Annotated in this window: 21 protein-coding genes and 2 tRNA genes; 11 read left to right on the top strand and 12 right to left on the bottom strand. The window is 49.8% G+C overall.

Annotated elements, in window-relative coordinates; genetic code table 11:
* The first annotated feature begins 1 nt into the window (after window position 1).
* From FCL45_RS12055 to FCL45_RS12065, 3 genes are all read left to right on the top strand, one after another.
* Window positions 2-664, top strand: coding sequence for a C1orf50 family protein (locus FCL45_RS12055; RefSeq protein ID WP_167495710.1), 663 nt, complete (start codon window positions 2-4; stop codon window positions 662-664).
* Window positions 665-1277: 613 nt separating this feature from the next.
* The gene (gene gloA2 / locus FCL45_RS12060) at window positions 1278-1679 is read left to right on the top strand and encodes an SMU1112c/YaeR family gloxylase I-like metalloprotein (protein ID WP_136796477.1); all 402 of its coding nucleotides are present in this window, start codon (window positions 1278-1280) and stop codon (window positions 1677-1679) included.
* A gap of 197 nt (window positions 1680-1876) precedes the next feature.
* Window positions 1877-4258, top strand: a complete 2382-nt coding sequence (locus tag FCL45_RS12065) for a sucrose synthase (protein WP_136796478.1) — start codon at window positions 1877-1879, stop codon at window positions 4256-4258.
* 191 nt (window positions 4259-4449) lie between these two features.
* On the opposite strand, the gene FCL45_RS12070 is transcribed toward FCL45_RS12065, so the two are convergent.
* The 8 genes from FCL45_RS12070 to FCL45_RS12105 all read right to left on the bottom strand — a co-directional run bounded on the left by FCL45_RS12070 (window position 4450) and on the right by FCL45_RS12105 (window position 14016).
* Window positions 4450-6645: an HAD-IIB family hydrolase gene (locus tag FCL45_RS12070; RefSeq protein ID WP_136796479.1), complete on the bottom strand. Its 2196-nt coding sequence runs from the start codon at window positions 6643-6645 to the stop codon at window positions 4450-4452.
* Window positions 6646-7034: 389 nt separating this feature from the next.
* Complete coding sequence (locus FCL45_RS12075) at window positions 7035-7928, bottom strand: selenium metabolism-associated LysR family transcriptional regulator (protein WP_228721502.1); 894 nt, start codon at window positions 7926-7928, stop codon at window positions 7035-7037.
* 258 nt (window positions 7929-8186) lie between these two features.
* Window positions 8187-9104 carry a cysteine synthase A gene (gene cysK, locus FCL45_RS12080; RefSeq protein ID WP_136796481.1) on the bottom strand — a complete coding sequence of 306 codons (918 nt, stop codon included), beginning with the start codon at window positions 9102-9104 and terminating at the stop codon, window positions 8187-8189.
* A gap of 27 nt (window positions 9105-9131) precedes the next feature.
* Window positions 9132-10112 (bottom strand): serine O-acetyltransferase, encoded by a 981-nt coding sequence (locus tag FCL45_RS12085; RefSeq protein WP_136796482.1) that lies wholly within the window; start codon window positions 10110-10112, stop codon window positions 9132-9134.
* A gap of 108 nt (window positions 10113-10220) precedes the next feature.
* Window positions 10221-10847 (bottom strand): methionine biosynthesis protein MetW, encoded by a 627-nt coding sequence (gene metW / locus FCL45_RS12090; protein ID WP_176360040.1) that lies wholly within the window; start codon window positions 10845-10847, stop codon window positions 10221-10223.
* Window positions 10834-11907, bottom strand: coding sequence for a homoserine O-acetyltransferase MetX (gene metX / locus FCL45_RS12095; protein WP_267314023.1), 1074 nt, complete (start codon window positions 11905-11907; stop codon window positions 10834-10836). Before metX ends, metW begins: the two co-directional genes overlap by 14 nt.
* Window positions 11908-12032: 125 nt before the next feature.
* Window positions 12033-13313: an O-acetylhomoserine aminocarboxypropyltransferase/cysteine synthase family protein gene (locus FCL45_RS12100; protein WP_136796483.1), complete on the bottom strand. Its 1281-nt coding sequence runs from the start codon at window positions 13311-13313 to the stop codon at window positions 12033-12035.
* Window positions 13314-13428: 115 nt separating this feature from the next.
* A complete protein-coding gene (locus FCL45_RS12105) occupies window positions 13429-14016 on the bottom strand; it encodes a tetratricopeptide repeat protein (protein ID WP_136796484.1) in 588 nt (195 codons plus the stop codon).
* A gap of 238 nt (window positions 14017-14254) precedes the next feature.
* On the opposite strand from FCL45_RS12105, the gene FCL45_RS12110 reads away from it, so the two are divergent.
* Window positions 14255-16753 (top strand): glycogen/starch/alpha-glucan phosphorylase, encoded by a 2499-nt coding sequence (locus tag FCL45_RS12110; protein ID WP_136796485.1) that lies wholly within the window; start codon window positions 14255-14257, stop codon window positions 16751-16753.
* Window positions 16754-16939: 186 nt separating this feature from the next.
* Here FCL45_RS12110 and FCL45_RS12115 read toward each other — a convergent pair whose 3' ends face one another.
* The 4 genes from FCL45_RS12115 to FCL45_RS12130 all read right to left on the bottom strand — a co-directional run bounded on the left by FCL45_RS12115 (window position 16940) and on the right by FCL45_RS12130 (window position 19145).
* Entirely contained in the window at window positions 16940-17410 is a 471-nt protein-coding gene (locus tag FCL45_RS12115) for a phosphate-starvation-inducible PsiE family protein (RefSeq protein WP_136796486.1), read from the bottom strand.
* Between the two features lie 4 nt (window positions 17411-17414).
* The gene (locus FCL45_RS12120; RefSeq protein WP_136796487.1) at window positions 17415-18347 is read right to left on the bottom strand and encodes a universal stress protein; all 933 of its coding nucleotides are present in this window, start codon (window positions 18345-18347) and stop codon (window positions 17415-17417) included.
* 303 nt (window positions 18348-18650) lie between these two features.
* A tRNA-Cys gene (locus FCL45_RS12125) sits at window positions 18651-18726 on the bottom strand.
* Between the two features lie 343 nt (window positions 18727-19069).
* Window positions 19070-19145: transfer RNA gene (locus FCL45_RS12130), tRNA-Cys, on the bottom strand.
* A gap of 59 nt (window positions 19146-19204) precedes the next feature.
* Between FCL45_RS12130 and rnc the strand changes: the two genes are divergently transcribed.
* The 7 genes from rnc (at window position 19205) to FCL45_RS12165 (ending at window position 26136) form a co-directional block, all read left to right on the top strand.
* Window positions 19205-19933 (top strand): ribonuclease III, encoded by a 729-nt coding sequence (gene rnc, locus FCL45_RS12135; protein ID WP_136796488.1) that lies wholly within the window; start codon window positions 19205-19207, stop codon window positions 19931-19933.
* Between the two features lie 6 nt (window positions 19934-19939).
* Window positions 19940-20974, top strand: coding sequence for an elongator complex protein 3 (locus FCL45_RS12140; RefSeq protein WP_136796489.1), 1035 nt, complete (start codon window positions 19940-19942; stop codon window positions 20972-20974).
* Entirely contained in the window at window positions 20961-22940 is a 1980-nt protein-coding gene (locus tag FCL45_RS12145) for an ABC-F family ATP-binding cassette domain-containing protein (protein ID WP_136796490.1), read from the top strand. The genes FCL45_RS12140 and FCL45_RS12145 overlap by 14 nt, the downstream gene beginning before the upstream one ends.
* A gap of 155 nt (window positions 22941-23095) precedes the next feature.
* Window positions 23096-23641, top strand: coding sequence for a hypothetical protein (locus FCL45_RS12150; RefSeq protein ID WP_136796491.1), 546 nt, complete (start codon window positions 23096-23098; stop codon window positions 23639-23641).
* A 143-nt stretch (window positions 23642-23784) separates the two neighbouring features.
* A complete protein-coding gene (locus tag FCL45_RS12155; RefSeq protein ID WP_136796492.1) occupies window positions 23785-24246 on the top strand; it encodes a DUF2318 domain-containing protein in 462 nt (153 codons plus the stop codon).
* 9 nt (window positions 24247-24255) lie between these two features.
* Window positions 24256-25446, top strand: a complete 1191-nt coding sequence (locus FCL45_RS12160; RefSeq protein WP_136796493.1) for an ABC transporter permease — start codon at window positions 24256-24258, stop codon at window positions 25444-25446.
* Window positions 25447-25458: 12 nt separating this feature from the next.
* Complete coding sequence (locus tag FCL45_RS12165; protein ID WP_136796589.1) at window positions 25459-26136, top strand: ABC transporter ATP-binding protein; 678 nt, start codon at window positions 25459-25461, stop codon at window positions 26134-26136.
* Window positions 26137-26381 lie beyond the last annotated feature (245 nt).

Consider the following 26381-nt stretch of genomic DNA (forward strand, 5'->3'; position numbering starts at 1 on the left):
GATGCAAAAGAAGTATGGCAGAGTTTTTCATGATATTGACAAGCCCCCTGATTTACCTCTGGAAACTGGCCGGAGTTCCGGCAATCCGCAGGGGAAGGGGCTAAGCAAAACGCTTGATCTGCTGCTGGAAGTTCAGTCCACCAGTTCATTGCCTGATGCCAGCGACGATGGGCTGGCGAGAATTGTGGAGGATTATATCGCCACTCTGCTGATTGTATCCTGCGAGTTTAAATTCAAGCCTGTGGCCGGCGTCGAATATTCTTTGTACTTTACCAATAACAGGCTGCTCCTTTCCCTGATAACTCCCGAAGAAGGCGGCAGCCGGCTTTTTGATGAGTTTGTGGGACGCTGCAGTCTGAAACGTGACCTGTCCTGGTCGGTCCACGGTGTGAATCCGGAACGTCTTTCCTTGATTTTCGATCCTGAGCTGTTGGTTGAACTTGAAAAGTCCCAGCATAAACAAAACCTGGATATTGGTCGTTTACGATCCCTGCTTCAGGAAATAAGCAACTCTGAGAATTGGCGTTTTGACAGCCGATTGGGATATTATCAGAATGTTCTGTTGTTTCTTGTTCAGAAAACTCTGCGCCAAAGGTTGAACAGGTTGCGGGAGAGCGGCAGCCAGCTGGGGACGGAAGAACGTAATATGCTGCTTTCCCTGTAGTTGCTCATGGCTCCTCATAAATCTTAATTTGAGGAGGTAGACCTGAGGTGTGAGGGGGAAAGGTGACAGGCGTAAGACTTAAAGCTGAAAATCGTCTCTTTACAGCCCGATTGCCTGGTTATTCTAGGGAGTGATTGGTCGACAATAGGTCACGTTTAACACTTCAATTCTTGAAGCCGGGTTTTGTTATTTAGAAGATATGTGTGGATAGGGTATTGGTATGATAAGAAGTTTAGCATGGATTGAATTGTCGATATCAATAATCTTATTGGTTCTGACTATATGGCAAATATCTGGGTTATGTTCAGGTAGGCCTCTTGGCTATGATTGTGAAAGTTGGTTTATATTCGGAGTAAATATCTTTGGCCCCTTGGGGGTGCTTGCTTTTGTCTGCTCCATCTGGTCCTTACAAAAGAATTCATTGATTCCACAATATTTTTTAATAGCCGGTTTTGCAGTGTTCATGATTTACTGGTTTTCACACATATAGTGAACAAACACATACCAAAGCGTTAGAGAGGAGCGCGCAAAAGATAGGGGACCTTCAACTCCACGATATAACTTTGAGAGTTGGAAGGTAGAGCTTGAGTGAAAGATTCAGGCAAGGAGGAGCATGAAACTGCATACTATCCATCACGTTGCGATAATCTGCTCTGATTATCAGAAAACTAAACATTTTTACACCACTATCCTGGGGCTCGAAGCGGTTTCAGAGAATTACCGGGCCCAGCGAAAATCATTCAAGCTTGATCTGGCTTTACCGAGCGGCGTTTTGCTGGAGATATTTTCTTTTCCCGAAGCACCAAGGCGACCGAGTTATCCGGAAGCATGCGGTCTCAGACATCTTGCCTTCGGGGTATCCGATCTCAATGCCGCAATGAGCCATCTTGAAGAGCATGGTGTCAAGGTAGAGCCTGTCAGAATAGATGAGCATACAGGCAAACGCTTTACCTTTTTTCCAGATCCGGACGGGCTGCCGCTGGAGCTGTATGAAGATGTCGATAGCGAGATCTGACCTTTCCATCTATTTCATCGTAATCTCCTTTAAAACATTGACGTTGCAGGAGAAGATCCGCCAAAATACTCCTTTTTGATCTCTTTTGATTCTGATACTCTTATGGGGAGACGATGAACACGCTATTGAGACAATTTTCATCAGAATACCTGACTGAAAATGAGTCTCATTCAAGGAACAGTTCACAGGGGATCTACATGTTCGATCAATTGCGTTTATTCTGTACTGATAATCGTGAGCAGATAACCGGCTTGTTTGAGAGATTCATGCGGCTGGATAAGATGTTTTTGCTCAAGAGTGAAATATGGGATGAGTTCACCCTTTACTGCCAGGAGCACAAGCAGCAGCGTTTGCTGAAGTCTCCTATGGCAATAGCCCTCTCTAAGACTCAAGAGATTTCGGTTGACGGCGAGTGGCTTTATATGGCTATTCGGCCCAGGGTGGCCCGCTGGCATTACCTGCGATATTGCTATCAGGATGGAGCGATTACTGAAGTGGATGTGGCTGAGTTTATGGCTTTTAAGGAAAAACTCATACAAGGGAAATATGTCGAGCAAATCCTGGAGTTTGATCTGGCACCATTTGAGCGTGACTTTCCCAAAATGACCCAGAGTCGCTCGATCGGGCATGGGGTGGAATTCCTGAACAGAATTTTTTCCAGTCGGTTAAGTAGTGCATTAACCGGGGGCGACGAGCTGATTCTCTCCTTTCTCAGAGTTCATGGCTATAACGGTCAGCCTTTTATGATCAATGATCGCATCAAGACCGTTCGTGCATTACGTAACGCCTTGCTTGAGGGTGTTGAATATCTGCAAAGTCAGAAAACAGAAACAGAGTGGCCCGAGATGTCGGAAGCGTTGCGAAATATTGGGTTTGAACCTGGCTGGGGTCGTACCAGGGGGCAGGTTGAAGTGGGTTTCTCAAGGCTTGCCGATCTTTTGGAAGCACCGGATCATCAGAACCTGGAGCGTTTTATTACCGCTGTTCCTATGATATTCAATATCGTGGTACTCTCGCCCCATGGCTTTTTCGGTCAGGAAAATGTTCTGGGGCTACCCGATACCGGGGGGCAGGTAGTCTATATTCTTGATCAGGTACGGGCGCTGGAAAAGGAGATGAAAGAGCGGATTTACAACCACGGCCTTGATATAAAACCGCAGATCATCATCCTAACCCGTCTGATACCAGAGGCTGGGGAGACCACGTGCAATGTGGTCGAGGAGCATGTTTACGGCACAGATAATGTGCAGATAGTCAGGGTGCCGTTTAGAAATGAACAGGGCGAGATATTGCCCAATTGGATTTCACGTTTTGAGGTGTGGCCTTATCTGGAGAGATTTGCCGAGGAGGCGCGCCATGAGGTGCTATCGCGGCTGGGACGTAGACCGGATCTGATAATCGGCAATTATTCAGATGGCAATCTGGTCTCCTATCTCATGGCAAAATCATTGGGTGTTACCAACTGTACCATCGCCCATGCCCTTGAGAAGACCAAATACCTGTTCTCCTCTTTGTATTGGAAGGAAATGGAAAAGCAGTATCACTTCTCGTGTCAATTCACGGCTGACATGATCGCCATGAACGCTGCCGATTTTATTATCACCTCAACATATCAGGAGATCGCGGGATCGAGTGATGTGGTAGGGCAGTATGAGAGTTATTCATCCTTTACCATGCCGGAATTACAGCGTGTGCTGCAGGGAATAGACGTGTTTGATCCCAAGTTCAATATCGTCTCACCGGGTGCAGACGAATATGTTTACTTCAGCTATGGTGATAAGGATCGACGATTTAGCGAGTATAGCAGCCAAATTCGGGAAATGATTTATGGACCGCCACATCCCGAGGGGCGTGGCTCGCTGGCGGAGCAGGAAAAACCTTTGATATTCTCCATGGCGAGACTGGATCGTATTAAAAACCTCACAGGACTTGTTGAGTGGTATGGTCAGGACGAGGAACTGCGTAACAGGACCAACCTGATGATAATCGGTGGGGTGGTGAATCCCGATGAATCAGGTGATGAGGAAGAACGGGCACAGATCCAGCTCATGCATGAGCTGTTTGACCGATATGAGCTGGACAGTGAAGTGCGTTGGCTGGGGGTGAGGCTTGATAAAAGGGTCACTGGCGAGTTGTACCGCATGATTGCCGACGCAGGTGGTGTTTTTGTGCAGCCAGCCTATTTCGAGGCATTTGGTCTGACGGTGGTAGAGGCGATGGCTTCAGGCCTGCCCACGTTTGCAACCCAGTACGGTGGTCCGCTGGAAATAATCGAAAATGGAAACTCCGGTTTTCACATCGACCCCAACCATGGTGCGGTAACAAGAAAAATTCTGGTAGATTTTTTCAGGCGTTGCGAGGAAGATCCGGCCTACTGGCAGAAAATATCAGCTGGGGCCATAGAGAGGGTGAATGCCAGATATACCTGGACGTTGTATGCCAGACGCCTGCTTTCTCTCACCTGTATATACGGCTTTTGGAAATTTGCCACGAACCTGGAAAGGCAGGAGACCAATCGCTATCTGGAGATGTTGTACCACCTGCAGTTTAAGCGACTTGCTGAAGGGATAAAGCATTGATTCTGCATTAGACGACAGTTTCCAGGGGAGAATGTTGTTTAGTGTGCCAATTGGCAGGCAATCGTTGAATAAAGTGAGGTGTGGCTTTTACACCTATCACCTCACTCCTCAATAATTTGCTGGCTAGACTGATTGAGAATTCATGCAAAATTCCAAAGCTATTTAGTAAAGGTCCTGTAATACGCCCGCTATCATCCAATCAACCCATAATGCCACAACCCCTCGATCACTCCGGCAGCATATTCTCCCTCGCTGAAATAGACCCGGGGGGAACGCTTCAGGAATTCCAGCTCTTCACTGTGGTTGCCGACAATAAGCCCACGGGTTTTACCCATCAGCATATCCGCGTCATTGCCCGAATCACCGGCAACCATCACGTATCGTGGTAAAAATTCATACTTATACTGCAGGTAGTTGACAGCTTTACCCTTGGATGCCCGGTGTGGGAGAATGTCGAGAAACTGGTTGTGTGAGAAGATCACTTTGCATCGTAATTTCTGCTTTTTCAGTTCCGCATTCAAAATATCCAGTCTATTTTCCTCGTTGTTGAGGTAATAGCTGATCTTGTGGCTTCGCTGGCCCTCAGATTCCTGAAATATCAGCCATTCGAATTGTGCCAGGGTTTCCTTGATCTCCTCGGGTTTCCAGAGGTGAGATATATGCTGCTGCCAACCTTTATCCATTCTCAGGTCGGGTCCATAGTAAATCTCGGTGCCAACAGAGCAGATCAGCACATCGGGCATGGGGATGTTGTATTCGGTCATTGCCTCCAGGGTTAACTCAAGACTGCGGCCGGTTGCCACGCCCCAGGCGAGTTTTCGATTGTTCTCTTGGAGGATATCGAGCAACTGGTACAGACTGTCGTTGTCTCCGACCAAAGTGTTATCTATGTCGGTGATCATTAGTTTTTTCAGCCCTAACAAGCGCTTACCAAAAGAAGGCCTCTTGCTGGCAAGTGGTCTGGCCTGACTATTGATTTTGCTCGCCTCCTGGCCATACTGATCTGGCAGAAATTTTAGATATTGCTCCATGGTGCTGTGGCAGTGTGCGATCCAGCTGTAATGTTTGCGAACACCATTGATGCCATTGTTGGAATATTTCTCCCAGCTTTCGGGATCGATCAAAATAGCTTTAAGGCTTTTTACAATCTCCTCCGTTTTACTTACATCAACCAGGATGCCGCTCCTGCAGTTGGCAACAATATCCACGGGCCCGCCGTCATTGGTAGCGACAATGGGGAGTCCGCAGGCTGATGCTTCTATGATCGTTAGGCCGAAAGGTTCGACCAGGGCCGGATTGACGAATACCCCTTTGCTCTGGGCACACATGCGATAAAGAGCAGGCACTTCTGTAGCAAAATCGTGTTTCTTGGGGATTGCCAGTTTGCCGTACAGATCATACCTGTCCATCTGCAACAGCATATCGGTCAGGACCGCTTTCTCATTTTCCTCCATGGAATTGATATCCTGACGAATACCTGCAAAGATCGCGATGTTCGCCAGAGCCTGCAGTTCTTGGTCGCTTCCGTAGGCATCTATCAGGCCGGTAATGTTTTTACGTTGATCTGGTCGGCACAGGGCAAGGATAAATGGCTTGTCCGGGTGGAGCCAGAATCTATGCAGCTCATTGCGTAACGTTACCTTGGTTTGTTTAGCTTCCTCACTCAAGAGGTCGATATCGAGTTGCGAGTCGTAATACGGGTGGAAGGTATCAAGATCAATTCCCGGCGGGATTACAGTGTAAGAAGCAGTGGGGCCATTATCGTACAGGCCGTACTGTTTCTCAATTTCCTGCTGGGTAGAGGTGATGATCATGTCTGCCCGTTGTATAACCTGTTCTTCAGTCTCTATCCTTCTCGTTATTTTATATTGTCGCTCAATCTCAGTCTTGCTGGTACCGCTGGAGAGCAGTTTGGCCAGCTTGTTGCGGCCCATGGAGTGACCGGTGAAAAAAAATGGTGTATCGAAAGCTGCTGAGAGTTGCATGGCGACATAACCTGCGTCGGCGTAATGTCCATGAAAGATGTCTGGCTGGCGATCCTGATTGTTAATGAATTTTATGGTCTTGTCGATGAACTCCTCAAGATGAGGCCAGAGCAGTTCCTTGCGCCTGTAACGTCTGCCACCGCATTGAATCCGCACAATACGTGCATTTTCGGAGAGGTGTTCTATCGGGGTGCAATAGTCTTCGGCAGTTGCTTTGTCACATACCAGCCGGGTAACCAGATCTACTCTGGCAACTTGCTCGTGTCGTGCCAAGGCTTTTGTAAGTTCAACAACATATTTGGTTTGTCCACCAGTGTCTGCATCCCTGCCGAGCTCCAGTGAGTGGCCGCGGATGAGTCCGTGAACGCTTATCAGTTGCAGATAGAGTCCGTTAGTATTCATAATCTCAGGGGGAATGTTGGTGAAGAACCGCGTATGGCATGAATGAGGTCTCCCGAGGTTAGACGGCGAATGCTATTTTCGTTCAAATCAAAGCATCGAGGGGCAAGTATGTATGTGCGAAATTAAAAATTAATTCACACTCTACTTGGCTACCTGTGTGCAATGTTTTCCTATCGATAAAGAAGAGTTAGAATAAAACCGCGTGCTCCGATAGGTTCCTGGCCGTTGAACAGGTCAAGTTAGTATTGCATGAATGAGTCAGGAATGCAACGTTCGCAGGGTTTTTTATGGCAAGTATTCGGATTGAATTGAAAAAAGGTTAGAACACGGTGGAATACTTAGCCGTAATTACTCAGCGGATGGGGAAGTTTCAGCAATGAAATCAGGGTCTATTCTTTACTCACCATAGTGAGTAAAGAATCGAGAAAGGCCTGGTAATGGTGGGGGAGGGTTCGTTTGCTGGCAGTTGCGATATAAAAGCTGCGGAGCATGGTAAGGCCGTGTATTTCTATTTCGCGGACAGTGCCTGCTTTCAGCTCATCCTGTAGGGCATGCCTGGAGATGATTGAAACTCCCAGGTCTGCCTTTACCGCCTCTTTTACTGCTGTGCTGGAACCGAGCATTGCCACGATATCGAGCTGATCGGTGTTTATCTTCTGTTCTGCCAGAAAATTTTCGATATTTTTTCTGGTACCGGAGCCATGTTCACGGAAAATGAAGGGCAGCTCCAACAGATATTCCGGTGCTATCTTGTCGGGGATGTCTCTCTTAGCTGAGCAGACCAGGATGAGTTCATCCTGGGTAAATGGCAGGTAGGTAATTTTTCTGGCAGGAATCCTGGCTCCGACAATGCCGAGAAACAGGTCGTTAGCGAGTATAGCCTGAACAATTTTAGCAGAATCGTCAATACGAACCTCAAAAGAGATTCCAGGATATGTTTCCTTGAATGTGGAAGCTATCGAGGGCAATACGTACGCGCCGGGAATGGTGCTGGCGCCAATAATCAACTCGCCCGAGACTGTCTGGCCGGCCATGGCGATTTCTTCTTCAAGCTTTTGCATATCCTGGAGAATGGCCAGAGCCCTTGGATAAAGAATTTCGGCTTCCCGGGTGGGCATGATTGAGCGACCCAGCCGGTCAAACAGCCTGCAATCCAAGTGCATTTCAAGATTGCGTATGTGTTCACTTACTGTCGGTTGGCTGGTGTGAAGCATTTCGGCCGCTTTGGTGAAGCTGCGAGTCTGATAAACCGAGGTAAATATGCGTAAGTGTCGTGTTTCGATTGTTCTACCCTCGCGAAGAAAATGAAATTCTTAAGCTAAACTGGACAAAAAGCATAATACGATCATCGGGTTATTGCTACATAGTTTTCACCCTCATCTGCTGCTTTTATCCCAGGACGGGAAGACAAGAAAACTTCTGATCGACAGGCAAAGCTAAAGTGGCAGAGTGGTAGAGTAGATTTATGTGGCTAAGACTATTAAAAAATAAAACCCGTTCCTGCTGGTTTAACCGGAACGGGTCTGGTGGTCAGCCGAAGCCTAATCCTGAAGCAGAGGCGTGCTCAGATATCGTTCGCCGGTGTCGGGCAAAATAACAACGATTGTCTTACCCTCATTTCCCGATTCTCTCGCGATCTCCCTGGCCACATGGGCAGCAGCACCGCAGGAGATGCCACAAAGGATGCCTTCTTTTCGAGCCAGTTCCCTGGCCGTCTCAAAGGCTGCATCATTGCTTACTGTTCGGACTTCATCAATAATATCGGTATTTAGAATGTCGGGCACAAAGCCTGCACCGATGCCCTGTATTTTGTGGGGACCCGGCTTGCCGCCGGAGAGAACCGGCGAATCCTCCGGCTCGACCGCTATCGATTTCAGGGCAGGGTTAAGTTCTTTAAGAACCTCTGAGCAACCGGTAATGGTTCCGCCTGTACCGACACCAGCCACGAAAATATCGATTTTACCATCGGTATCACGCCAGATTTCTTTGGCGGTGGTCCGGCGATGGATGGCTGGGTTTGCCGGGTTGGCGAACTGGTTTGGCATCCAGGAGTTTGGTGTCTTGGCCAGCAATTCCTCAGCTGTGGAGATGGCTCCTTTCATACCACCGGCAGCGGGGGTTAGTACCAGCTCTGCGCCCAGATGCTTCAGCAGTTTTCGTCGCTCGATGCTCATCGACTCGGGCATGGTAAGAATCAGTTTGATGTTCTTGGAAGCACAGACAAAGGCCAGCCCCAGGCCGGTATTACCGCTGGTAGGCTCGATGACCGTGGTGCCTTTGTCAATCAGGCCATCTTGCTCAGCAGCTTCAATCATTGACACTGCAATTCTGCATTTCACGCTGCCCAGGGGGTTGCGTGATTCCTGTTTACCATAGATAACAGCATTGCAGCCGGCAGAGAAATTATCCATTCTCAGCAGCGGGGTGTTGCCGATTGTATCTGATATTGTGCTAACCATATGTAGTCACCTCGTTCCGGGGTTGGGTTATTTTTTGCCGTTTGAGTAGATAAGTTCCGGGCGTTTCAACAGAACCCTAGTGCCCGATTCAACGCTTTCGGTCAGCCAGATGTTACCGCCGATAACTGAACCTTTACCGATGATCGTATCTCCGCCCAGAATAGTCGTATTTGCATAAATTATAACGTCATCTTCAATTGTAGGGTGGCGTTTTTTGTGGCGCAGCTTCTCTCCCGCATTACGCGGCAGGGAGAGCGCACCAAGAGTTACACCCTGATAGATTCTGACATTGTTACCGATAACAGTGGTTTCACCGATGACCACGCCTGTACCGTGATCGATGAACAGACCTGGGCCGATGGTTGCTCCGGGATGAATATCGATGCCGGTGAGACTATGGGCATATTCCGTCATAATACGAGGAATAATTGGTACACCCAGCCTGAATAGTTCATGTGAAATTCGAAAAATGGAAATAGCCAGCAAGCCGGGATAGCTGAAAATCACCTCGTCGGGATTGTCGGTTGCAGGATCACCGGCCAGGGTTGAACGGATGTCCTGGGCGAGAAGAGAGGCGACATCTGGCAGGGTTTCGATGAAATCAAGAGTCGTTTGGTGGCCCTGCTGCTCGCAGGCAGTGCAGGGCTGGCCGTGCCGGCGGCAGTCGTGCCGGATGGCCATGGTAATCTGCTCAGAGAGGTTCTCGTAGAGATCAGTGGTTTCCTTACCGATATAGTATTCTATATTGGAGGCGTAGAGCTTGGCTTTGGTAAAGTAGCCGGGAAACAGGATTCTACGGGCCTGGTTGACAATATCGATAACCTGTTGGTGAGACGGGATGGAGACAGGGCTGATATGGTCATAACAATCTTTGGCCTGCCAGGAGCTGAGCAAACGTTTGACGACTGCAGGAACCTTGTTGTGCTTGCAGTTGCTTGAAACCTGAACATGATCGCAGGGAGCGGCCAGCGAGTCGCTCACTGAGCTGATTTTGGTTTGAATAGGCATAATGTATTGAGCTGAATAAAAATGAACTATTGAACTGCTTGGTTAATATTTTTCCGGCGAAGCCCACGCTTACAGTGTTTTTTCAGCTGTTGTGATGGGAACTCCGGGTTAATTGCTCTTTTCAATAATAAACACCCCGTAGGTGGCACGCAGGTTTGGCAGATATTTGACAATTTGCCCACTGCTGCTGGCACTGTTGGTGTTGATCGCAATTTCGTCGACGATAGTATAACCGACATCTCGGGCGAAATTTCTGAAATCCCTCAAAGTTATCACGCGGATGTTTGGCGTATCGTACCAGTGATAGGGGAGCTGGTCGTTCTTGGGTGCGACGCCTCCTGTCAGCAGCTGCCAGCGAATCGAGTAGTGGCTGAAGTTCGGAAAAGAGACGATTACCCTGCGCCCGATGCGTGAGAGTGAACAGAGCAGTCGGGCGGGTTCGAAAATCTGCTGCAGTGTCTGGCTGAGGATGACATAGTCGAAACTGTTATCGGGGTAATCCTCCACCTCTTCATTGAGGTCGCCCTGCAAAACACTCAACCCCCGGGAAATGCAGTGGGCTGCGTTGTCCTTGTCCAACTCTATTCCGGTGCCTGTGATCTGTTTGTTGGCGGCAAGCCAGGCCAGCAGATCGCCCCTGCCGCAGCCGAGATCGAGCACCCGGCTGCCAGGTTCGATCCAGTTGGCAATAATCTGCAGGTCAAAACGAATTGATGAATTATCAGCTAATACCATTGAGAAAGCCTCGAATCAGATTGGTGAGCCGCTCATCAGGAATAAGAAACGCGTCATGGCCGCAATCGGCTTCGATTTCGCAAAAACTCACATCCTGGCCGTTTCGTTTTAATGCCTGGACCAGTTCCTTGGCCTGATAGGTCGGATACAGCCAGTCTGAACTATATGATATGACAAGAAACTTCGATTCATAGCCATGCATTTTCCCCAGGCAGCCGTTCTCCGTCAACCTGTCCTTTAAGTCGAAATAATCGGCCGCTTTGGTGATATAGAGCATGGAGTTGGCATCAAAGCGGCGTACAAACTTACTGCCCTGGTACCGAAGATAGCTCTCTACCTGGAAATCGACCCCGAAGTCATATGAGAAGTCGTTTTTGTCCTGCAGTCTGCGGCCGAACTTGCGGCGCATGGCCTCGTCGGAGAGGTAGGTGACATGACCCACCATCCGGGCCACGGCCAGGCCGAGATCGGGCTTTTCTCCCTCGTAGTATTCTCCCTGCTGCCAGTTCGGGTCGGCCATGATCGCCTGTCTGGCAATTTCGTTAAAGGCTATGGCCAGTGCAGAGTGTCGCATGGTGGTGGCGATGGGCACGGCTGACCGGACCATCTCTGGGTAGCGTGCGCACCATTCCAGCACCTGCATGCCTCCAACGGAGCCACCGATAACAGAGAGCAGTTTGGGGATTTGAAGATGATCGATCAGTGCTTTCTGGGCTTCGACCATATCACCGATGGTGACCATGGGGAAGTCCATACCGTATGGCTTACCGGTCTCGGGGTTAATGGAGCTCGGGCCGGTAGTACCCATGCAGCTGCCCAGAATGTTGGTGCAGATAACGAAGTACCTGTTGGTGTCGATACCTTTGCCGGGGCCAACCATAAAATCCCACCAGCCGGCTTTTTCCTGCTCGGTATCGTCGCTGTGATAACCAGCCACGTGGGCATCACCGGTGAAGGCGTGGGTGATAAGGATGGCATTATCCTTATCCTCCGAGAGGGTCCCGTAGGTTTCGTAGGTAATGGTTATCGGTCCAAAGCTGGCACCACTCTCAAGCGTCATTCCTCCGGGCGGCTGGGCAAAGGTGAAGTGCTTTTTTTTCACCACCCCCACCGAACCGGCCGGGAATGGTGAGTTGTTATCCAATCCAGCCACCTGCGGACTATCTGTTATCCTGGTATTCACCACTAGCTCCTTGCGGTGGCGATTGCCTGGTCGAGATCGGCGGTGATATCTTCGATATGCTCGATGCCGATGGAAAGCCTGATCATACCGTCTGAGATACCGCCAGCCTCAAGTTGTTCGCTGGACAATTGCGAGTGGGTGGTTGAAGCAGGATGAACCGCCAGGGATTTGGCATCGCCAACGTTGGCAAGGTGCGAGAAAAGCTTGAGGCTGTCGATGAACTTCTGGCCAGCTTCCCGACCACCACGGATGGAAAAAGATACCATGCCGCCAAAGCCGTTTTTGAGATATTTTGCAGCGGTTGCATGGCCGGGTGAGCCTGGGAGGCCAGGGTAGTTTACCGATTCAACCTCTGGATGGTCCTGCAGGTGTCTGGCTACTGCCAGGGCATTTTCGGAATGCCGTTCCATGCGCAGGTGCAGGGTCTCGATTCCCTGCAAAAACAGCCAGCAGTTATCCGGGCTGATGCAGGCACCGAGATTTCTGAGCGGCACCAGGCGCATTCTCAAAGCAAAAGCGATGGGGTTCATCTCGCCCAGGTCATGGGCATAACGCAGTCCATGGTAGGAGTGGTCAGGCTCGTTGTACAAGGTGAATTTCGGGTTGGTCCAGTCGAAGGTTCCAGCATCGATGACAATGCCGCCAAGGCCGGTGCCATGCCCTCCCAGCCACTTGGTCAGGGAGTGAATGACGATGTCGGCACCATGCTTGATCGGCTGGAACATGGTGGGCGGGGTAAAGGTAGAATCGACGATGAGCGGCAGACCGGCATCGTGGGCAACTTTGGCTACCGCTTCGATATCGGTCATGTTCAGGCCGGGGTTACCGATGGTTTCACAATAGACTGCCCGGGTTTTATCGTTGATTGCCGCTTTAAAATTCTCCGGGTTGTTGGGGTTTACCATACGAACCGTAATGCCGAACTGGGGCAGTATCGAATCGAACTGAGAGAAGGTACCTCCATAGAGGTTATTGGCGGCAACAATCTCATCACCCTGTTCGCAGATATTGATAATAGCGTAAAAGATCGCCGAAGTGCCGGAGGCCAGGGCTAATGCTGCAGCACCACCCTCCAGTTGGGTCATGCGCTGCTCCAGGATGTCCTGGGTCGGGTTGCCCAGTCGGGTGTAGATATTGCCAAGCTCTTTTAAGGCAAAAAGATTTGCAGCATGTTCAGTGGATTTGAACATATAGGCGCTGGTACGGTAAATAGGCACCGCCCTGGAGAGGGTATCCTGATCCACCTTGTGTCCTGCGTGTACGGCTAGTGTTTCCGGCTTCATATATTTTCCTCTATAAGAGATTGGAGCGTGTTCAGGTGTTCAGTATTGCCCCCTGATCTTTAAAAAAGGGGGCAAGTGTTGCAAACGAGGTTGCGCGAAAATTGAAGCCATCTGGCTAGTTTTGTGTGCTTCTCATTTGGTCTACCGTGTCCTTCAGTTTCTGTCCGTTTCGACTTGCGAAATCAGGATTAATTTTAAGCAGTTCTTCCCAGCTGGCAAGGCCTCCTTCGATGTCTTCCAGATCATAGATGCGGACGATTCCCTCATTGAATCTCGAAGGCTGATGTTGCGGGTTCATCACCTGGGCTTTATCAAACCACTCCACAGCTTTTTCGGGCTGTCCGGTACGGCGGTACATAACTCCCAGATCTGTAAGCAGGTCAGCGTCACCTTCATGATATTTCAGGGAGGTGAGATATGCGTCGATGGCTTTTTCGTTTTGCTCGGTATCAAAGTAAAGGTGACCGAGGGTTACCCAGCCCTGATAGTTTTCCGGATCGGCTTGTAATTCCTGCTCAAGCTTGTCGATGGCCTGACCCAGTTCCTGGTTCTGTTCGTGGACATGTGGATCTTTGGTAGTCGCGGTTTCATTGGAAACCGGGCCTGTTTTATACACAGTGAAGAGTACACCGCAGATGAAACCGACGATGAAGATAACCAGAAAAGTAATGATGGGTTGCTGCTGTTTTTTTGCGTCTGTCATATTGCCTCAGCTAAAGGAAGAAAGGGTTTATGTAAAGTTGGTTATGATACGACAGGATTGGTGATCTGTACATACCACAAAGTGACACCGGTATCAACAATTAGTGCCTAACACACTTGAGGGCTGGACAGGTCTTGCCTAAAAATGGCAGAGTGGAGAAGAAAGATATGGGTAACGTAAAGGGGCATTACAACATGAAGCGCCGTCATAAAACGTGCAACCAGTTGAGGAGTCAACCATGAAAGTGCATCAGAAGGTTGTATCAAAATCCAAAGGAAGCGATTCTCGCAGTTCTGTACCCCATTTTGACACCAATGCCAGCGCCATTAAAGAAAATATAATACATCATCTGCTTAGTTTTCAGGGACGCGACCCGGAACGGTCGGGTGCTCCTGACATTTGCAGGGCGCTCTCGTATACTATGCGGGATATCCTGGTAGAAAAATGGATAGAAACCCAGAAGACATTCTATGCCAAGAGAAAAAAACGGGTCTATTACCTTTCGCTGGAGTTTCTGATTGGACGTTCCCTGATGAATTCCGTTATTAACCTCGGTATTGTCGAAGATGTGAAACAGGCCGTGGCCGATCTTGGTTATGATCTTACTGAGATTTGTGAAAACGAAGAGGATGCAGCTCTCGGCAACGGTGGCCTGGGGAGGTTGGCAGCCTGTTTTATGGACTCAATCGCTACCCTGAAAATTCCAGCCTATGGTTATGGCATCCGGTATGAGTATGGGCTCTTCAACCAGCAGCTTGTAAATGGCAACCAGGTCGAGATGCCTGACAGTTGGCTGCGCTACGGCAGCTCATGGACCTTTGATAGGCCGATGCCGATTTTCCCGGTAAAGTTTTATGGTCATGTCACCAGCGAGGCGGATAAGCAGGGAAATTATCGGGCCAAATGGGTGGATACCACTGATGTGATGGCGTTGCCGTGCGACATGCTCATCCCCGGTTACAAGAATGACCATGTAATAAATATGCGGCTGTGGACTGCCCGCGCCTCCCGGGAGCTTGACCTGAGCTATTTCGGAAGGGGCGATTACATCGGGGCGGTGGAGTCGAAGGTGAGCTCCGAGACAATCTCAAAAGTGCTCTACCCACCCGATCACAACCTGGCGGGGCAGGAGCTGCGTCTGAAGCAGCAGTACTTTTTTGTTGCCGCAACTTTCCAGGACATCATGCGACGCTTCAAGAAGAAGCCGAAAAGTTTTGATATGTTTCCTGACAGGGTTGCTGTTCAGCTGAATGACACCCATCCTGCCATTGCGATCCCGGAGCTGATGCGGCTGCTGCTTGATGAAGAAGGGCTTGGCTGGGAGAAGGCCTGGGACATCAGCACCAAGACATTTGCCTACACCAATCATACCCTGATGCCGGAAGCACTCGAAAAATGGACGGTGGAATTGCTAGGTAAGGTGCTGCCGCGACATCTGGAGATTATCTACGAGATTAACCTACGCTTCCTGGAGCAGGTGGCCCAGAAATTCCCCAAAAATGTTGAGATGCAGCGTCATTTTTCAATAATTGACGAGGGCCCGCCCAAACAGATTCGCATGGCTCATCTGGCCATAGTAGGCTCCCATTCGGTCAACGGAGTGGCGGAGTTACACACTAATCTCTTAAAGACCAGGATATTTAAAGAGTTTCATGAGCTTTATCCCGGTAAGTTTAACTCAAAGACAAATGGAATTACCCCGAGGCGCTGGCTGCTTCAGTCGAATCCGGAGCTGGCGGATCTTATCTCAACCAATATCGGCTTTGGCTGGATAACTGATCTCGACCAGCTTCGGAACCTCGAACCTCTTGCCGATAACGCCGGCTTTAGGCAGACCTGGCGTGAGATCAAGACAGCGAACAAGCGAAGGCTGGCAAAGTATATCAACGAACATACCGGTATTTCTGTGTCACCTGACTCGATGTTTGATGTGCAGGTCAAACGAATCCATGAATATAAACGCCAGTTGTTGAACGGCCTGCATCTGATACACCTCTATCACCACATATTGAAACAAGGTGACGAGGGGATAGCGCCAAGAACGGTGGTTTTTGCCGGCAAGGCAGCGCCTACCTATTGGCGGGCCAAGTTGATCATCAAGTTGATTTGTGAGATCGGTGAGGTTGTCAATAATGACCCACGGGTGAATGGTCGACTGAAAGTCGTGTTCCTGCCCAATTATAACGTTTCCCAGGCAGAGATAATCATGCCGGCTGCTGATCTCTCTGAGCAGATATCCACGGCTGGAACCGAGGCCTCAGGGACAGGAAATATGAAATTCTCACTGAACGGGGCGCTCACCATCGGCACCCTGGATGGGGCCAATATCGAGATTCGTGAAGAAGTAGGTGAAGAAAACTTTTTCCTTTTTGGCATGACCGCTGAACAGGCTGAGTTTGAACGACTGGCTCCAAGTCGCACCCCCAAGCAGGTTTGTGAGAATAGCCCTGAAATAACTGAGGTGATCGACAGCATCGCTAAAGGAGCTTTCAGTAAAGGTGATAAGCAATTATTCAAACCGCTGGTCGATAGCCTGCTTGATCCCAATGACCAGTATCTTTTGATGCTTGATCTCGAATCGTATCTGGAATGCCAGCGGAAGGTTGGTGCAGCATTTATAGATGCCGATAACTGGACCCGGATGGCCATCCTCAATGTGGCCGGCATGGGGAAATTCTCTACGGATCGCACGATTCGACAGTATTCGGAAGAGATTTGGGGGATTCCGGTTGAGTGAGATTTTGTTGATGAGTCAGGGGAGAGGTGATAGGGGGGGAATCAGGAGCTTGAATAGTGGGTCCGGTTGGCTGGTAACTCTCCCGGACGCCGAGGCGGATTCTGATTTGAGTGTTTAGGGGAGCGGAGCTCTTCCCATTCAGGTTTGCAGGACCTGCGTGATGGTTCCCCTGGTGTCAGAGAATATCTATTGATCCACTCTTTCTTCCCCGGGTTCCTCCTGCGTCTCGCCGGGGAGTTTGTGGACAAAGAAATAGGTGAGACCGGTAGCAACCAGGACCAGTCCGGTGGCGAAAATATACATCGGTTCCAACTCATCATAATCAAGGATGATTACTTTTCTGGCAATGGCCATCAGCGCGGTTGCCAGAACGATTTTGACGTGAATTACATCATCACGCAGATAGAGAATTATGTTCTGAAATATTTCGATGGCAATCAACACCACCATGAATGCCCCAAAGGTGATCAGGATATCACCCATCGTCAGGATAAACCTGGGTTCGGCGGTGAATCGCTCGTATATGGTCCAGGCCACATCTATGACCCCGAAAATGATGACTATGATCATCAGGGCACTCAGCATTTTCAAGGACAGGTGAATGATCTGTTTGAGTCCCCAGAGGAAGCGGTCTTCCCGCTTTTTCACGAGTTTCATCGCTTCAGTCGAGCGTCACAGGTGAGACAAAGCCGTCAGGTTTGACAGTCAGAGCACTGCAAGTGATAGAGTTGAGCAATTTTTCCGCTCTGTTGCCGATCAGAAAACCTGGTATGCCGGAGCGGCCCACCGAGCCCATCACGACAAGGTCTATCCTGAGGTTGGAAATGGCATTTTTGATAACATCGAGAAAAAGCCCTTCCAGTATATGAATCTGATCTTCCTTGCAATGTATTGTGTTCTTTTGGAGGAGTTGCAGAAGTTGCTCCCGACGTTCGGTGGAGATGTCACTTTTCATGGAGATAATTTCTTCAGGGGAAAGCTTGAAACGGGGACTACTCAACCACGATTCAAATTCGAGTCGCCAGCAATTCACGTAGTGAGCTTCCCCCTGTTCCCGCTGGGCAAGAGAGTGAGTGAGTTCTATGATTTTCTGATTCAAAGCCTCGGTTTCAGGGTAGTTGGCTTCCAGGTCCACGGCTGCTAAAATTCGTTTGAAATCCCCGGCAGACTGTTTGATTACCCATACGGGGCAAGGGCATTTTCGCACCAGTCGCATGGTGAATTGGTCGATCCCTTTTTTTCGCGAGTCCTCTTTGATCACCAGATCGTGTTTATCACGTAGAACTTTTTGAATGACAGGTATGAATCCACTGGTGGGTGAAAGATCGAGTTCAACGTTGATATTGTCCCATAGTTCGCTGCTAAAATACTGGTTAAGATTTTTAGCATGATCCTCTTTAATCATTTCTTGAACTTTCTCATATTTGCCGGTCAGTTTTTTACTGAGTATATCGTAGTGGCCGACATCATCCAGCAGCAACGCGGTAACCCGTGCGTCGTTCAGGCGGGCAAGCGCAGCGACTTTTCCGGCACTGGCACCTTTAGCCAGGCTCTTTTGATCAAGTACATAAAGGATGTTCTTGAATCGTTTCATAGTTTCGATCCTTTCGGTGGAGTTCTTCTGGTCAGATTTTCCCGGGTACCTGCCACATGGTTGTAACCATCATTATTTAATAATAGTTTTTGTTCTTCAAACATACAACAGGGAACCCGTATCAAAAAAAATAGTAATGAATAGTGTGGTGGGGCTGGTCTATGGGATAGGAGAGCGAGGGGCAGGAAAAGATAAGGCGCTGGGCCTCTTGGGGCTCCGCTGAATGGCCAGGCCGGCAGTGAGGGCTGATGGAGAATAAAAAAAGGGATTACAGACCATTGTCTGTAATCCCTTTTCAAATTCTGGAGGCGGCGAGCGGAGTCGAACCGCTGAATAATGGTTTTGCAGACCACTGCCTTAGCCACTTGGCTACGCCGCCCAAATTGTGAGGCATCTTTATACCACGGTAATTTATTTTGACAAGATTTTTTTGAAGGTGCTTTTCAGAAAGGGTATGTATGCCGTAACTTACCGCATGATTTGAAAACGACGGGTTCCCGGTCGCGCAGTCTTGGCTGATGATTGCCGGAATGGAGCAGCTAATTACAAAGCATACCAGATTCCTATTCACCTTGACCGGATAGGTATTATCATGTATCAAGTAGTCCACGCCCGTTTTCGCTCTTGAAAATGAGCTTGGGAAAGGTCTGTAAGCAGATTGTCCCAATTGCCGGAAACGAAAAAGGGGTTACAGATTGTATCTGTAACCCCTTTAGAAATTCTGGAGGCGGCGAGCGGAGTCGAACCGCTGAATAATGGTTTTGCAGACCACTGCCTTAGCCACTTGGCTACGCCGCCTGAATTGTGAGGCACTTTATACCACAGTTTTTGATTTTGACAAGAGGTATTTTATCAGCATGGAAATGAAAATTGACTCACTGGTCAAAGAAAATAAGGAATCGCTCAGTGAGTTCGAAAAAATAATGGAATATCGGTTTACCGATCTGCGTTTGCTGCAGAAAGCGCTGGTTCATTCTTCGTATGCTTTTGAGCATGCGCAGGCCGGTAACAACAACGAGACCCTTGAGTTTCTGGGTGATGCGGTGCTGGATCTGGTTGTCGGCCATATCCTCTTTAAACTCTATCCTAGCATGAGAGAGGGGGAGCTGACCAGACTTCGGGCAGCATTAGTGAACGAAAGTCATCTGGCCACCATGGCGCGGCAGATCGATCTGGGGCGGTTCCTGCTGCTTGGCAAGGGGGAGGATGCCTCCAATGGACGCAATAAATCATCAATTCTTTCATGTGCTTTCGAGGCGGTGATGGGGGCTGTTTTTGAAGATGCAGGCTATGAAACTGTAGACGAGATAGTCACCCGATTGTTTGTACCCACCATCGAGAGCAAAAAAGAAGAAATGCTTATCGCCGACTCCAAGAGCCGTCTTCAGGAGGTCCTCCAGGAGAAACATAATGAAGGTCCCACCTATAGGCTTGATAAGGAAGTCGGTCCTTCCCACCAGAAACTTTTCACCATCTCAGTGCTTTTTCGTGATCAGGTTCTCGGTTGCGGTGAAGCCCGCTCCAAAAAAGAAGCGGAGCAGCGTGCAGCTGCTACGGCTCTGGAAAAGCTCCAGGATGAGGAGTAGCAAACCATGGGGCTGGTAATCCCACTGTTCATCTCCCATCAAGGCTGCCCGCATCAATGCCTGTTTTGTAATCAGTTTGCAATAACCGGCAACGGGGCGGGCAACAGGGAGGACGGAACCCCGGGGAACCAGCCCGAAGATGGGGATGATCCCATCACGGTGATAGAGACCTGGCTTGGACGCAGCCCCGGCTATGATGAGGTGCAGGTAGCGTACTATGGAGGATCTTTCACCTGCCTGGACCATGAAGAACAGCACCGGCTGCTCACAGCAGTACAGCCATATCTGCAGGCAGGGCGGGTACACTCTATCCGGCTTTCTACCCGGCCCGATTGTATTTCACCGGATATTGCAACCTGGCTCGCCCATAGTGGCGTAAAAACCGTCGAACTGGGTGTACAGTCGCTCGACGATATGGTACTGAAGAGTGCGCGCCGGGGGCATAGCGCCCAGGATAGTATTACAGCTATGCAAATCCTGCGGGATGCAGGGCTGGAAGTGGGTGTACAGTTGTTGCCGGGCTTGCCCGGTGAGACAACCCGCTCTTTTTTGCGTGGTGTGCGTGAAGTTATTTCTTTCGCACCCGAGCTGGTGAGGCTCTATCCGACGGTGGTGGTCGAAAACTCAGGCCTGGCACAAATGTTTGGGCGGGGAGAATATCAGCCGCTCAGTTTGAATAAGGCGGTGGCGCTTACCAGAAGGGCCAAAGAGCTGTTTGATTCAGCGGGAATAACCGTTGCAAGAATTGGCTTGCAGCCTTCCGAGTCGCTAGGCCGGCAGGTGGTTGCGGGGCCGTATCATCCATCTTTCGGTGAGTTGGTGGCATCCCGCAATTGGTTGAAAAAAGTGCGACACAGGCTGGCTTTTCTGGCTGACGGCAAGCATTTATATATACACATCTCTCACAGGGATATGTCTGCCCTGGTGGGAATGAAGAAAAGTAATGTACGGCGGCTGAAAGCTTTGGGATTCGGCGGCCGGTATACAATTATCCCGGAGAAATCGAGAGAGCGGGGAAGCATAGAATATGTTGTCAGTTAATCATCTGGATATCCGTTATGGAGAAAAACATCTTTTTAAGGATATATCCGTCCAGGTCCATGAGGGAAACCGCATAGGCCTGGTTGGCGTAAACGGTGCCGGTAAGTCTACCCTGCTGAAAGTCATGGGAGGCGTTTCGGCCACCGATGATGGTGTGGTGAACTGTTCGAAGAATTTTACCGTGGGCTATCTCCCCCAGGAATCCGATGCGTTGCTGAGTGGCAAGAGCCTTTATGAGGAGGCGCAGTCCGCTTTTGATTCGTTGCTGGAGTTGCAGAGCGAGCTTGAAATTCTCAACGAAAAGCTGGGCCATGCAGAACCCTCTTCAGAAGAGTTTGAGCAGATCCTGACGCGGCAGGGCGATATTCAGCACCAGCTTGATGGTAGCGACATCTATACCATGAAGGCTAAAATCGAAAAGGTGCTGCTCGGGCTTGGTTTCAGGCAGGAAGATATGGACAAACCGGCCTCTTCCTTTTCCGGTGGCTGGTTGATGCGTTTAAAGCTTGCCAAAATGCTGCTTGAGGCTCCGTCGCTATTGCTTTTAGATGAGCCGACTAACCATCTCGATCTCGAGTCGCTTACCTGGGTAGAGGATTTTCTGCGTAACTATAAAGGGGCAATGGTCGTGGTTTCCCATGATCGCACCTTTCTCGATAAAGCTACCACTGCCACCTGGGAGATCAGCTTTGGCCGGATTACCAACTATAAAGGCAATTACAGTTTTTATGTAACTGAAAAAGAAGAGCGATACAGGATAGAAAAGGCTGCCTACGATAACCAGCAGGCCAAGATCAAGCAGACCATGCGTTTCGTCGAGCGGTTTCGTGCCAAATCGAGCAAGGCCAGGCAGGCCCAGAGTAAGCTCAAGCAGTTGGAGAAGATGGACCTGATCGAGCTGGGCGATGATGAGTTGCAGATCAACTTTTCATTTCCTCCTGCGCCACCATCCGGCAGAGATGTGCTGCAGGTTGAGAATCTCTCTAAAAGCTACCAGGATAAACAGGTTTTTACCGACGCAAATATACAGTTGCATCGGGGTGATAAGGTTGCCGTAGTCGGCGTAAACGGTGCGGGTAAGTCTACCCTGCTGAGGATTCTGGCAGATCAGCTTGAGCGAGATGCGGGAGAGGTGCGGCTGGGTGCCAATGTGAAGTTGAGCTATTTTGGCCAGCATCAGGCGCAGGAACTTTCTCCGCAACTCTCGGCGCTCGACACCATGGCGCTCTCCGGGGAGGAGATGACGATAACCCGTATGCGCTCTTTGCTCGGTGCTTTTCTCTTTCGCGGGGAAGAGGTTGAAAAGAAGGTGGCGGTGCTCTCAGGTGGTGAAAAGAGCCGGCTGGCGCTGGCCAAGATGATTGCCACCCCGGCCAACCTGATGTTGCTTGATGAGCCTACCAACCATCTGGATATGAGTTCCCAGGAGATTCTGCAGGAGGCGATGGCCCAGTATGACGGCACCATTGTCGTGGTTTCCCATAACCGCTATTTTGTCGACAGCTTTGCCAATAAGGTACTGGAGGTCAAAGATGGCCAGGTGAACCTCCACGAGGGCAATGTGGCCGAATATCTGCGTAAGATGGAGGAGCTTGCAGAACAGGAAAAGAGCAGGGAGTTGCCAAAAGCCGAACAGCAGAAAAAAGCGGACGATGAGGCTGATTCAGGGATAAGCCGCAAAGAGCGCAAAAAGCTTGAGGCGGAAAAACGCCAGAAGCGTAGCAAACTGGCAGGTAGTTACCTGAAAGAGGTTGCCGAGGCGGAAGAAAAAGTCGAACAGCTCGAAGAGGAAAAAGATGAGCTTGAAGCGCTGATGGCTGACCCCGACCTCTATTCCGACGAGAAGGCCTGGTCTGAGACCAGTGAAAAATATGAAGAATGCAAGCGTAGGCTTGAACGCTGGTACAGCCGTTGGGAGACCGCCCAGGAAGAAATCGACAAGATCGATGAGCAACTTGGGGGGTAACCAGGTTGCATGTCATAAAGTTTGATAAAACAGCTGGTAACCAGATGACTGTTTGAGATCTGTCCGGGGTTTTCGGCAGTGAGATTGTCTCCGGTAATCCTTGACTACAGATATCACGATGTAGTATTTTCGGGTGACATTTGACCGGAAAAAACATGAATAAATTTTTATCTCACTGCATAATACAGATCCTTATTATCGTCCTCGGTTTCATGGGTATTTCCCAGGCGTTACCGGGGCTTTGCGCAACAGATTGCTTGTGTTGCCAGGTTAAGGAGAATGTTACCATTCAGCCTGCCTGTTGTAGTGGTGAGGCTGGATTGCATGCAGCCCCTCAGCATGTCGCAAGCCATGGAGATCATGGTCATTCGTCCAGCCACCTGTCTGATAATGATGGACAGGTTCGGCACGCTGCCAATCAGGATGTGGCCCTCCACGGTCATGCCGGCACCATAGCAGTTGCAGATTGCGACTATGCAGAGATTTGCGCCAAACAAAAGGAGCCAGGTGTCTCTACGGTGCACCTGGCGACAACAGGTGGGCAGACAGGTTCCGACATCGACTTTGCTCAAGTTGATTTTGTCGAAATGGCCTACAGCGTTGCCGATCTCTCTCCAGTACCCATTGAGTTGCCATCTTATCCGGCCCGGACTCATTCCCCCCCTCGTATCTACACCAAAAACTGCGTCTTTCTGATTTGATGCATTTTCTCTTTTTTCGGCTGATAATACGCTGAATTTTCGTGAAATATTGTAGCGCCATTATGCTTGCAGGTGGCGGCTGATATACGACATCTCTGCCCTGATGGTAATTTTTACGGGGCAGATGAAAAAGAGAGGAAATAATGCAGAAAACACGTTCTATAATTTTTACCGGAGCTATCGTGATTGCCTGTCTGTTACTGGCCTTCAGCAGTCACGCATTTTTTAACGTCTTTGGCGGCAGTGGTAAGGTGACCGCAGTGGGTGGGGAAGTAATCCTGTCACTTGCCGAAGTCAGCGACGGCAAAGCCCACCATTTTTCATACGAACATGACAAAACTGAGATTAAGTTTTTCGTAATGAAAAGCCCTGACGGGGTGATGCACGCGGCTTTCGATGCCTGCGATGTTTGCTACCCGGCGAAGAAGGGGTACAGCCAGGACGGCGATTTCATGGTTTGCAATAATTGTGGAATGCGCTTTCACAGCAGCCGTATAAACCATGAGCAGGGGGGCTGTAATCCTGCTCCCCTGAATCACGCGGTGAAGGGTAAAGATCTGGTAATCAAGGTTGCCGATCTGTTACCTGGCGCACGATTCTTTTAAGGGGGAACCATGAATATCCTGACTATTCCCTTTCGCAATCTTCGCAGAAGGCCATCGAAGGCCCTGTTGCTATTTCTGGTATTCACCCTTGGAGTTATGTCCATCGTTGCGCTGTATCAGGTATCCCGTGTGGTTGGTGTGAGCCTTGAAAAGAAGCTGATCGCCTATGGTGCAAACGTTATTGTTTCGCCGGCTACGGAGAAGCTCAGCGTCAGCTACGGCGGGTTTCACATGGGCGATATGCTCTTTGATATCCAGAATCTGCCGGAGGAGGAGACTGTAGCGGCTATTCGCGGTATCCACATGAATGACCGCATCAGTGTGGTGGCGCCCAAGCTGGTGACTATGGCCAAAGTTCAAGATGTCGCGGTTGCCCTTGTTGGGGTGCAGTGGCAACAGGAGCGTGCTTTGAAAAGTTACTGGGCCACCTCCGGCAGCTTTCCTGAGATTGCCGGCGATTCCCTCGAACAAGCAGTTTCCAATGAAATCCTGTTGGGGAGCCGGGTAGCTGCAATGCTCAACCTGAACAACGGTGACTCGGTAAACATATTGGGGAGTGATTTCAAGGTAAGCGGGGTGCTCTACGAGACCGGAACAGATGATGATACCGTTCTTTTTATGGAGCTTGGTGCTTTGCAGGCTTTGCTTGAGACTCCAAACGCAACAAGCTTTATTGAGGTGGCGGCTCTTTGTGCCGGCTGCCCGATCGAAGAGATTGTCGATGAGTTGCGGGTAGCTTTGCCAGATACAGAAATCAAGGCGCTGCAGCATGTGGTCGATCAGCGCATGGCCTCTGTCCATTTTGTCCAGAATCTGGCCCTTTCCATCAGTCTTGTGATCCTGATTACAGCTACAGCCATGGTCGGTCTGTCCATGATGTCTGCTGTCAATGAGCGCAAAAAAGATATCGGCATACTGCGCTCGCTCGGTTACGGCAAATCGCAGATCTTTACCATCTTCTGCCTGGAGGCAGGCCTGATCGGGGCCATGGCCGGAGCCGTAGGCTATCTGGGGGGATTTGCGGCAAGCTTCAAGGTACTCCAGTTACTGGCGATAGCCGAGGGAGGCACACCGGTATTCTCGGTAAGTCATTTGCTGCTGGCGATCACAGCCTTTGCAATGATTACAGTCATCGCCGCAATTTACCCGGCAGCCAAAGGGGCTTCTGTGGAGCCTTCAACCGCGCTTGTTGCCCTGTAGGAGGTTATGGAAATGTTATACGCAAAGAATGTTTCAAAAAGTTTCGTGTCAGACGGCAATGCGGTACCGGTGCTGAAGAACGTCTCGGTGGCCATTGAAGAGGGTGAATTCGTCTCCATCGTCGGTCGTTCCGGTTCGGGTAAGACCACACTGCTCAATGTGCTCTCCACCCTGGTTCGATCCGATGAGGGTGAGTTGCGTTACCGGGCAGATAACCTCTCCGAGGTTTCGGAAGCTCAGTTAAATAGTCTGCGTCAGTCTGATTTCTCAGTCATTTTTCAGTTTCATCATCTGCTGCCGTATTTGACCGTACTTGAAAATGTTCTACTACCCTTCATGCAGTCGATGAAGCCGGTGGATAAGAAGACGGTCGCCAAGGCCAGGGAGTGTCTGGCGCGGGTGGGGCTACTTGATAAAGCAGAGCGACTCCCCGGTAACCTCTCAGGTGGTGAGCAGCAGCGGGTTGCAATAGCCAGGGCACTGGTCAAGGATTCCCGGGTTCTTTTTGCCGATGAACCGACCGGTAGCCTGGATAAGACCACAGGTGAACAGATTATGACGTTGCTTAAAGAGCTGAATAGAGAGGGGTTGACCGTGGTCATGGTTACTCACGATCCTGCCTATGCACAGCTTGCCCAGCGCACTATCCGCATTGAGGATGGCGTAATCACCGGGGAGGATGAGGTCTAAAATGATAAGTCGCAAATGATTCTGGAGATACCTTTGACTCTTATATCGGCAGTAACGGTTTCGGTAGCGAATGGGTAGAGACACGTCTGATGGAGTTTTTCGGTATTCAACCTGGTGTGGTCCTGATCGAAAATAATGAGCTGGGCCACACCGGGCGGCCATTGGTGCTGAAGGCTGATTTTTCAACGATCATTGGCAGATAGTGATTGAATCCCAAGGTGTTGTATTTCTGCGTTCTTGGCTTC

The organism is Desulfosediminicola ganghwensis (genome assembly GCF_005116675.2).
In the GTDB taxonomy this organism is placed as follows: Bacteria; Desulfobacterota; Desulfobulbia; order Desulfobulbales; family Desulfocapsaceae; genus Desulfopila; species Desulfopila ganghwensis.

What these genes read in the sequence shown, in the direction of transcription:
- rnc (WP_136796488.1), top strand. Translation starts at nt 19,205, where the DNA reads ATGGAAATGAAAATTGACTCACTGGTCAAAGAAAATAAGGAATCGCTC.
- FCL45_RS12160 (WP_136796493.1), top strand. Translation starts at nt 24,256, where the DNA reads ATGAATATCCTGACTATTCCCTTTCGCAATCTTCGCAGAAGGCCATCG.
- FCL45_RS12155 (WP_136796492.1), top strand. Translation starts at nt 23,785, where the DNA reads ATGCAGAAAACACGTTCTATAATTTTTACCGGAGCTATCGTGATTGCC.
- FCL45_RS12105 (WP_136796484.1), bottom strand. Translation starts at nt 14,016, where the DNA reads ATGACAGACGCAAAAAAACAGCAGCAACCCATCATTACTTTTCTGGTT.
- metW (WP_176360040.1), bottom strand. Translation starts at nt 10,847, where the DNA reads ATGGTATTAGCTGATAATTCATCAATTCGTTTTGACCTGCAGATTATT.
- FCL45_RS12115 (WP_136796486.1), bottom strand. Translation starts at nt 17,410, where the DNA reads ATGAAACTCGTGAAAAAGCGGGAAGACCGCTTCCTCTGGGGACTCAAA.
- FCL45_RS12145 (WP_136796490.1), top strand. Translation starts at nt 20,961, where the DNA reads ATGTTGTCAGTTAATCATCTGGATATCCGTTATGGAGAAAAACATCTT.
- FCL45_RS12165 (WP_136796589.1), top strand. Translation starts at nt 25,459, where the DNA reads ATGTTATACGCAAAGAATGTTTCAAAAAGTTTCGTGTCAGACGGCAAT.
- FCL45_RS12140 (WP_136796489.1), top strand. Translation starts at nt 19,940, where the DNA reads ATGGGGCTGGTAATCCCACTGTTCATCTCCCATCAAGGCTGCCCGCAT.
- gloA2 (WP_136796477.1), top strand. Translation starts at nt 1,278, where the DNA reads ATGAAACTGCATACTATCCATCACGTTGCGATAATCTGCTCTGATTAT.
- FCL45_RS12070 (WP_136796479.1), bottom strand. Translation starts at nt 6,645, where the DNA reads ATGAATACTAACGGACTCTATCTGCAACTGATAAGCGTTCACGGACTC.
- FCL45_RS12055 (WP_167495710.1), top strand. Translation starts at nt 2, where the DNA reads ATGCAAAAGAAGTATGGCAGAGTTTTTCATGATATTGACAAGCCCCCT.
- FCL45_RS12120 (WP_136796487.1), bottom strand. Translation starts at nt 18,347, where the DNA reads ATGAAACGATTCAAGAACATCCTTTATGTACTTGATCAAAAGAGCCTG.
- FCL45_RS12150 (WP_136796491.1), top strand. Translation starts at nt 23,096, where the DNA reads ATGAATAAATTTTTATCTCACTGCATAATACAGATCCTTATTATCGTC.
- FCL45_RS12065 (WP_136796478.1), top strand. Translation starts at nt 1,877, where the DNA reads ATGTTCGATCAATTGCGTTTATTCTGTACTGATAATCGTGAGCAGATA.
- FCL45_RS12085 (WP_136796482.1), bottom strand. Translation starts at nt 10,112, where the DNA reads ATGCCTATTCAAACCAAAATCAGCTCAGTGAGCGACTCGCTGGCCGCT.
- FCL45_RS12110 (WP_136796485.1), top strand. Translation starts at nt 14,255, where the DNA reads ATGAAAGTGCATCAGAAGGTTGTATCAAAATCCAAAGGAAGCGATTCT.
- cysK (WP_136796481.1), bottom strand. Translation starts at nt 9,104, where the DNA reads ATGGTTAGCACAATATCAGATACAATCGGCAACACCCCGCTGCTGAGA.
- FCL45_RS12100 (WP_136796483.1), bottom strand. Translation starts at nt 13,313, where the DNA reads ATGAAGCCGGAAACACTAGCCGTACACGCAGGACACAAGGTGGATCAG.
- metX (WP_267314023.1), bottom strand. Translation starts at nt 11,907, where the DNA reads ATGACGCTTGAGAGTGGTGCCAGCTTTGGACCGATAACCATTACCTAC.